Annotated in this window: 8 protein-coding genes; 1 reads left to right on the top strand and 7 read right to left on the bottom strand. The window is 67.2% G+C overall.

Translation table 11 applies throughout. The features are described from left to right. Nucleotides 1–82: 82 nt before the first annotated feature. From MKK49_RS23790 to MKK49_RS23780, 3 genes are all read right to left on the bottom strand, one after another. A complete protein-coding gene (locus MKK49_RS23790; RefSeq protein ID WP_244032605.1) occupies nt 83–547 on the bottom strand; it encodes a trehalase-like domain-containing protein in 465 nt (154 codons plus the stop codon). Between the two features lie 148 nt (nt 548–695). Then, nucleotides 696–1,502: an SDR family NAD(P)-dependent oxidoreductase gene (locus tag MKK49_RS23785; protein ID WP_244032603.1), complete on the bottom strand. Its 807-nt coding sequence runs from the start codon at nt 1,500–1,502 to the stop codon at nt 696–698. Between the two features lie 80 nt (nt 1,503–1,582). Further along, a complete protein-coding gene (locus MKK49_RS23780) occupies nt 1,583–2,758 on the bottom strand; it encodes a zinc-dependent alcohol dehydrogenase (RefSeq protein WP_243923416.1) in 1,176 nt (391 codons plus the stop codon). 289 nt (nt 2,759–3,047) lie between these two features. On the opposite strand from MKK49_RS23780, the gene MKK49_RS23775 reads away from it, so the two are divergent. Then, nucleotides 3,048–3,848 (top strand): SDR family NAD(P)-dependent oxidoreductase, encoded by an 801-nt coding sequence (locus tag MKK49_RS23775; protein ID WP_244032601.1) that lies wholly within the window; start codon nt 3,048–3,050, stop codon nt 3,846–3,848. A gap of 21 nt (nt 3,849–3,869) precedes the next feature. On the opposite strand, the gene MKK49_RS23770 is transcribed toward MKK49_RS23775, so the two are convergent. The 4 genes from MKK49_RS23770 to MKK49_RS23755 all read right to left on the bottom strand — a co-directional run bounded on the left by MKK49_RS23770 (nt 3,870) and on the right by MKK49_RS23755 (nt 7,442). Next, nucleotides 3,870–4,757, bottom strand: a complete 888-nt coding sequence (locus MKK49_RS23770; protein WP_244032598.1) for an alpha/beta fold hydrolase — start codon at nt 4,755–4,757, stop codon at nt 3,870–3,872. Beyond that, the gene (locus tag MKK49_RS23765; protein ID WP_244032596.1) at nt 4,757–5,662 is read right to left on the bottom strand and encodes an alpha/beta fold hydrolase; all 906 of its coding nucleotides are present in this window, start codon (nt 5,660–5,662) and stop codon (nt 4,757–4,759) included. Before MKK49_RS23765 ends, MKK49_RS23770 begins: the two co-directional genes overlap by 1 nt. Before the next feature lie 51 nt (nt 5,663–5,713). Further along, nucleotides 5,714–6,796 carry a catalase family protein gene (locus MKK49_RS23760; protein ID WP_244032594.1) on the bottom strand — a complete coding sequence of 361 codons (1,083 nt, stop codon included), beginning with the start codon at nt 6,794–6,796 and terminating at the stop codon, nt 5,714–5,716. Between the two features lie 76 nt (nt 6,797–6,872). Next, nucleotides 6,873–7,442 carry a type 1 glutamine amidotransferase domain-containing protein gene (locus tag MKK49_RS23755; protein ID WP_244032592.1) on the bottom strand — a complete coding sequence of 190 codons (570 nt, stop codon included), beginning with the start codon at nt 7,440–7,442 and terminating at the stop codon, nt 6,873–6,875. Between the last annotated feature and the right edge of the window lie 50 nt (nt 7,443–7,492).

Raw genomic sequence — 7,492 nt, 5'->3', positions numbered from 1 at the left:
GGCTACCAGCCGCCTGCGCCAGAGGTCCTCATCTGGCCAACCGAACCGAGCGGATCAGTGCCGTCCGCTCGCCCTGCCATCGTCACGCGACCGACGATGCACTAACTTCGAACATGGGCCACCGAACGGGGGCAGGCCAGTTGCGTCGACGCCCAGGACGCATCTCGATCCGGAACCCGACGCTACCTTCGAGGCCCTCGATCCGGCGCGCCAGCTCGCTCCAGGGCAGGCGTCCGGAAATGCCACTGTTGAGGGAGTCCGTGACGCGAGCCTTGCCGCTCACCGTCGAGAAGGTCTGCTCCAGGACGTTGCTGTCCGGCCGGTAGCGACGTTCGACGGTGAAAGGCTCGACGGGCGTGACGGAGAAGCGACCGCCCTGTTCCGGATCGAGCATTCGGTCGAACAGGGCCGTGCTGTCCATGTTGGGGACGCACCACCAATCGACCGAGCCGTCGGCCCCGACGAGGGCGACGCTTCGCCCGTCGCCCAGGGCGGCATACTGCCCAAGTGGAAGCGCGTCGCCGTTGCGGATCGCGGTCTCGCTCAAAACAGGTGATTGCCGCCGGTCGCCCCGATGACCTCGCCGGTGACGTCGCTCGACTTGGCCATCGTTTGGACTGCTCCGGTCTCTGTCGGGAAGCCGGCGTGCCTTCGCGCCGGTAGGGTTGAATTGGATGCGATGGGTCTACGGATCGTCAAGCGCCCATCGTCATGACGGAGCCGCCATCGACGCGCAGGAACTCGCCGGTGATGAAGCTCGCCCGCTCGGAACAGAGGAAGACGACGGCGGCGGCGACCTCCTCGGCCTTGCCGCGTCGCTTGGCGACCATGCCGGGGCGCTCCTCATCCAGCGTCTGCTGGATAGCCTCATCGAAGGTGATACCCTTCTCCTTCGACTTCTTCTCCATTTGCGCGTCGGTCATCGGCGTGGCGATGAAGGCAGGTCCGACCGCATTCACCAACACGCCGTCCGGCCCGTAGGCCTTCGACAGGCCCTTGGCGAGGTTCAGGACGCCGGCCTTGGCGGCGGCATAGGGCAGTTCCTCGACGTAGGGCTGAACGGCGTCCTCGGACGAGAACAGCACGACCCGGCCCCAGCCCGCCTTGCGCATGTGCGGAATGAAGGCGCGGGTCGCGCGCACGCCCGCCATCAGGTCGGTCTGGATCGCCTCAAGCCAATCGTCGTCGGTGAGTTCGAGGAAGTCACCGGACGCACCGGTGATCCCTGCCGCGCAGACCAGGATCGTTGGCTTGTCATCGAAAGCCATGTTGGCGAAGGCGGCGAGCACCTCGACGCCCTTCATGCCGCTCAGATCGGCCGCCACGGCCCTGACCTCACCGAACGCGGCTAGCTCGGACGCGGCCTTCTGCAATTGCGTGTCGTCGATGTCGGTGAGGACGACCTTCACGCCTTCCCGCAGGAGGAACTCCGCCGTCTTGAAACCCATGCCGGAGTCGCCGCCCGTGACGACGGCGACCCGCCCGCTGATGCCGAGATCCATCTGCTTCATTCCGTCGAGATCAAGGGATTGCCAGGGCAAGGGTCGCCCTGGATCGATGCGTGGCCATGGCCGGCGTCAGGTCAGTTCGGGTGGAAGACCACCTTCACGCAGCCATCCTTCTTCTCCTTGAAGGTCTTGTAGAGGTCCGGTCCATCGGCGAGGTTCGTCGAGCGATGGGTGATCATCGACGTCGTGTCGATCTTCCCCTCCTGGATCAGCTTGGTCAGCGTCTCCAGGTAGCGCTTCACGTGGGTCTGGCCGCTCTTGATGGTCAGACCCTTCTGGACGACCGAGCCCATGTTGATCGGCACCGGCCCGCCGTAGACGCCGGGCACCGAGACGATGCCACAGGGCCGTACCGCCTTGATGGCTTCCGCCAGGACATACGGCCGCTCGGTCGAGGTCAGCTTCTCCTGGATGGTCGCGAGCGCGCCGGTGAAGCCGCCGTGGCCGGACGATGCTTCCATGCCGACGCAATCGATGACACCGTCGGCGCCCTGACCCTTGCTGATCTCCTTGATGCGCTCGAACACGTCCTCCTGCATGAAGTCGATGATGTCGGTTGCGCCTGCCTTCCTGGCCATGGCGATGCGCTCCGGCACGGTCTCGATGGCGATGATGCGCTCGGCACCCATGATCTTCGCCGACTGGATCGCGAACAGGCCGACCGGGCCGGCACCCCAGACAGCGATGATTTCGCCTCCCTTGATCTCGCAGTGCTCGGCGCCCTGCCATCCGGTGGGCAGGATGTCGGTGAGGAACAGGACGGACTCGTCGTCCATGCCCTCCGGCACCAGCATCGGCGCGACGTCGGCCATCGGCACGCGAACGTACTCGGCCTGACCCCCGGCGTAGCCGCCGGTGAGGTGCGAATAGCCGAATAGGCCGGCGGTGGTGTAGCCGAACTGCTCGGCGGCCATCTTGGCGTTTCGGTTCGAACGCTCGCAGACAGAGTAGTTCCCGAGCTTGCACTGGCGGCACTCGCCGCAGTTGATGTTGAAGGGCACGACGATGCGGTCGCCCTTCTTGAACTTCTTGTGAGCCCCGCCGACCTCGACGACCTCGCCCATGAACTCGTGGCCGAGCACGTCGCCGGATTTCATGGTCGGCATCAGCCCGTCCATGAGGTGGAGGTCCGATCCGCAGATGGCGCACGACGTCACCTTGATGACGACGTCGCGCGGGTCCTCGATGATCGGGTCCGGCACCGTGTCGCAGCGGATGTCGTTCTTGCCGTGCCAGCACAGGGCTTTCATCGTTGATCTCCGAAAGGGCCGAGACGCATCTCGGCGGGATGGGAAGGCCTCGCATGGCAGCAGGGCAGCCTGTGGAAATCCTCGTTTTCGTCTGCCGGTTCCGCAGCGCCCTCTCCCGAATGCCCTGCAGGAGCACCGCATCGGCGTTAGTCCTTCCTGGCCGGTGGGATCACCCACCCCCGAAGGCTTCCGCGTCGCATCCGACTGGATCGGCACTGCATCAACCCGGTGGGGCTCCCAGGAACCCGACCGGCAGGGCTCATGTTGGCCATGGCGACAGGAGAACCGCATGACCGAGACATCCACCCGCCCCTTCGCCGTCGTGACCGGCGGCTCGAACGGCATCGGCTTCGAACTCGCCCACCAGTTCGTCACGAACGGTTTTGACGTCCTCATCGCCGCCCAGGATGCCGGGCACCTGACGACGGCCGCCGGCCGCCTCGCGACGGACGGCGCGCAGGTCACGACGCATGCCTCCGACCTTTCGCGCGAGGACGGCGTCGAAAGCCTCGTCGCGGCGATCCGGTCGCTCGGGCGTCCCGTGGACGTGCTGTGCCTCAACGCCGGCGTCGGCTTGGGTGGTCCCTTCGTTGAGACCGACCTCCAGCGCGAACTGAAGATGATCGACCTGAACGTCCGCGGGGCGGTTCAGCTCACCAAACCCATCCTCAAGGACATGGTGGCGAGAGGCAGAGGCAAGCTGCTCTTCACCTCCTCGGTCGAGGCGTCCATGCCCGATCCGTTCGAAGCCATCTACGGCTCGACGAAGGTGTTCCTGCGCTGGTTCGGCGAATCGCTGCGTAGCGAACTCAAGGATACCGGCGTCGGCGTGACGATCCTGATGCCGGGGGTGACCGACACGAACTTCTTCAACCGCGCCGAGATGCTCGACACCAAGGCGGGCGCGATGGAAGGCAAGGACGATCCCGCCATGGTGGCGAAGGCCGCCTTCGAGGCGCTCCAGGCCGGCAAGGACAAGGTCGTGCCGACGGTGAAGAACAAGCTCATGAGCGCGGTGGCGGAGGCGCTCCCCGAACCGCTCGTGGCGGCGGCGCACCGTGCCTTCTCCAAGCCCGGCTCCGCCAACTGACCCTCCCCGACCCCGGTTCCGTCACTGCGGGCCGAGAAAGCCGAGGATCTCCCGGACGAGACCCTCGGCGTTTTCCTCCGGCACCCAATGGTTCGCCCGCTCGACCGTCCGGAACGTCACGTCCTTCGCGACTTCCCGCATCATCGCCTCGGTGAACGGGGCGAAGGCGCTTTGCTGGCCCGCCATCGCCAGCACCGGCATCGTGAGCTTTCCGTCGCGCTTCACCTCAGCCCTGTTGTGCGCTTCGTCGGCCGGGAAGGCCCTATAGAGCTCGAACCCGGCCCGCATGGCACCCGGCCGCGAGAAAGCGCGCACGTAACGCTGGATCGCGTCCGGGCCGATGGCCTCCGTGTCGTAGCCGAGGTCCTGGTAGAAGCGCTCCAGGTAAAGCTGTTCGCGCCCGGCGGTCAGCAACTCGGGCACGTCCGGCGCGCGGTGGAACTGGAAGTGCCACAGCCTGTCGGTGTCGCCCACCGCCGTCTGGTAGGCATCGGTGCCCGGCAGCGGCGCCTCCATCACGACGAGCCGTTCGGTCAGCTTCGGGTAGCGGCGGGCGAAGGCGTAGGCGACCATCATGCCGATGTCGTGCCCGACCATCGTCACCGGCCGCGTCAGGCCGAGATGGCCGTAGAGCAACGCGTGCAGGTCACCGGCCATCGTATGCTTGTCGTAGCCTCCCGGCGGCTTCGAGGAACCGCCGGCGCCGCGGTAGTCCGGCACCACGACACGAAAGCCGGCCCGGACCAACAGCGGCACGACACGACGCCACGCGTAGGCCGTTTCGGGATAGCCGTGGACGAGCACGATCACACGCTCGCCTTCGCCGGCTACGCCGTGGTGCAGGCGCATGCCGGGCTCGATCTCGACCGAATCCCACTCGACCGCCGCGCCGTCCCATAGCTCACGCATCACCGTGCTCCCTCATTGCCCTCCGTGCATCGGAAGTGCCGGATGAGCGCCGCCGCGACGGCATCCGGAGCTTCCCGCGGGGCGAAGTGGCCCACCCCGTCCAGGGTGATGAACGCGAAGGGTCCGTCGAACTTCGACGGTACGTCCTTGCTCGCCTCCGGCGGGTTCACGCCGTCGACGGCGCCTTGGATGTAGAGGGTCGGGGTCGACAGGGCCTTGGTCGCCTTCACCTTCGCCTCAAGCTCGGCCGAACGCGGGTCGGGTTCGGCCTCGTCCCAGCGCGCTTGGTAGGAGTGCAACGTGACGTCGACGAAGTCCGGGTTCTCCCAGGACGCGGCGACCGCCTCGAACGTCGCATCGTCGTACCAGCCGGGCGGGCTCCAATTGTCCCACATGATGCGGCCGAACCCCTTGGGATCGGCCCGCACGGCGTCCTGGCCGCGCTTGGTCGCCTGGAACCAGTGGTACCACTGGCGCTGGCACTGCGGGAACGGCGGGGTCGGCATGCCGCCGAGCCGCGACGGGGTCGAGAGCATCGCCATGCGGGTCACACGCCCGGGCCAGCCGACCGCCATGGCCTCGGCGGCGTTCGAGCCCCAGTCATGGCCGGCGACCATGGAGGTCTCGACCCCGAGGGCGTCCATGAGATCGATGGCATCGTGGGCCAGGATTCCCGAATTACCGGTGCGTGGCGTGTCGGCCGAACGGAAGCGGGTACCGCCGAAGCCCCTCAACTCCGGCGTCACCGTGCGGAAACCCGCCTCGTTCAAATGCCCGGCCACGTTCGTCCAGGTCGTGGCGTCGTCCGGCCAGCCATGGAGCAGAAGGACGGTCGGTCCGTCCGCCGGCCCCGCCACGTCGACGTTCACATCCAGGAGCGTGGTTTTGACCTGTTGCTCGCTCACGCGAAGCCTCCTTTGGCAGGAATATCCTCACCGGCGTCCGAGACGCCGGTCCTAGGCCGGGATCCGGTCGATGCTTCCGGTATCCTCCTCCGCCACGCCGTTCTCGCGATGGCGGAAGGCGCTCAGGGCTTGGTAGACCTGGAGACGCGCGCGCATAACCGAGCCGAGCGGCCGGTGCGACGCGAGGCTGTGGGCGGGACGGAAGGTCATCACTTCGTCGAAGTAGCGCACGCGATCCGGTGCGTAGGCATCCTGGCGCGGCAGGCGCAGCGTCGCCACGGTGCGGTAGGGGCTGATCGAGACCGGCCAGTCAACCGAGGCGTCCTCGATGGGCTGCCTCTCGGCGTCGGCCCAGAGCTGGGCCTTCAGCTCGTACACCACCTCGTTCTCCCGGAAGAAAGCGACCGTGGCGTGGCGGAAGCCGTCCTCGTCCTGATGCGGGTCGAGGCGCCACTCGGACAGTGCGCGCTGGCTTTCCGTCGAAGGCACAGCCCCGAGCTTGGCGACGTAGTCGCCGTAGCGGACCGACGCCTGGCTGAAGTAGCTGTCGGCCAGCGGGTGGCTGTAGGGATGGCCGAAGAAGTCGGCGAGCGCGCTCTCCGTCCCGAAGGCGTGCAGGGCACGATTGAGGTTGCGCATGGTCGACGAGACCGCGCTCTTGACCCCTTCCGGCAGCCCGGTCGACTTGCCGATGACCGTGCCGTCGCGCAGGAACCCGGCCGCCGTACCCGAGGGGAAGGTGGTTCCGGTCGCGAGGACGAAGTCCTGGGTATCGACGGCGTGGCCGGGCAGCTTCTCGCCGGGGACGTCGAACACCTTGATGGACATGCCGCGATGGGTTGAGACGCGGTCGCCCAGGGTCTCGCCCGGGCCCTGTGCGAAACGGACCGCCACGGGATGGGTGCCAGGGTTGGCGAAGAGCCCTTGTGCCAGTTCGGGCGGCAGGCCGGCGGTGATGGTCAGATCGCCGGTGACGCAGGCCGAACTTTTGGCGTGGCTGGCGCGCACCGCGTGGTGCTCGCGGGCCTCGACCGTCTCGGATTGCTGCGTCATGCCCTTGATGATGCCGTCGATGGTCTCCTGCTCGCCCACGGCGGGCTTCTCGATGTCGGGTGCGTATCGAAGGTAGGTCATGGTCACCTCGCGGAATTGATGAGGGGCAACGCGGGCCGGCCGCGGATTGTGCGACCGACCCCTGGAAGGACCGCCCTCAGACGCTGCGGGCCTGGTCGGGATGGCGGCCCTCGGCGAACTCCTCGACGATCTTGGCGCAGAAGGCGGGCAGGTCCTTAGGGTTGCGGCTGGTCACGAGTCCCTTGTCCGTGACGACCTCCTGGTCGACCCAGGTTCCACCGGCGTTCCGGATGTCGGTCTGCAGCGTTGGGAACGAGGTCAGCGTGCGGCCCTTCACGACGTCCGCCTCCACGAGCGTCCACGGCCCGTGACAGATCACGCCGACCGGCTTGCCCTGGGCGAAGAAATCCCGGACGAACGCGACCACCGCCTCGCTCGCCCGGAGCTTATCGGCGCCGACGCAGCCACCCGGGATGACAAGACCGTCGTACTCGGAGGCCGAGGCGCCCTCGATGGTTGCGTCGACGGCGTAGCGGCCGGCCGGGTCCAGGTCGTTGTTGACCGTCTCGGCCTCGCCGGCCTCAAGCCCGATCACGGTGACGCTCGCACCGGCCATCGTTACCGCATCGCGCGGCTGGACGAACTCGGGCTCCTCGGTCCCGCGCGGGGCGATCAGGATGGCAATCTTCTTTCCTTGCAAGGTCATGTCGTCTTCCTCGTTATGGGGGTGGGGAAAGGTTCGTTGCGGCTGCGGCG

Source organism: Methylobacterium sp. J-090, assembly GCF_022829345.1.
Taxonomy (GTDB): Bacteria; Pseudomonadota; Alphaproteobacteria; order Rhizobiales; family Beijerinckiaceae; genus Methylobacterium.
This window is presented reverse-complemented; position numbering and strand designations above follow the sequence as displayed.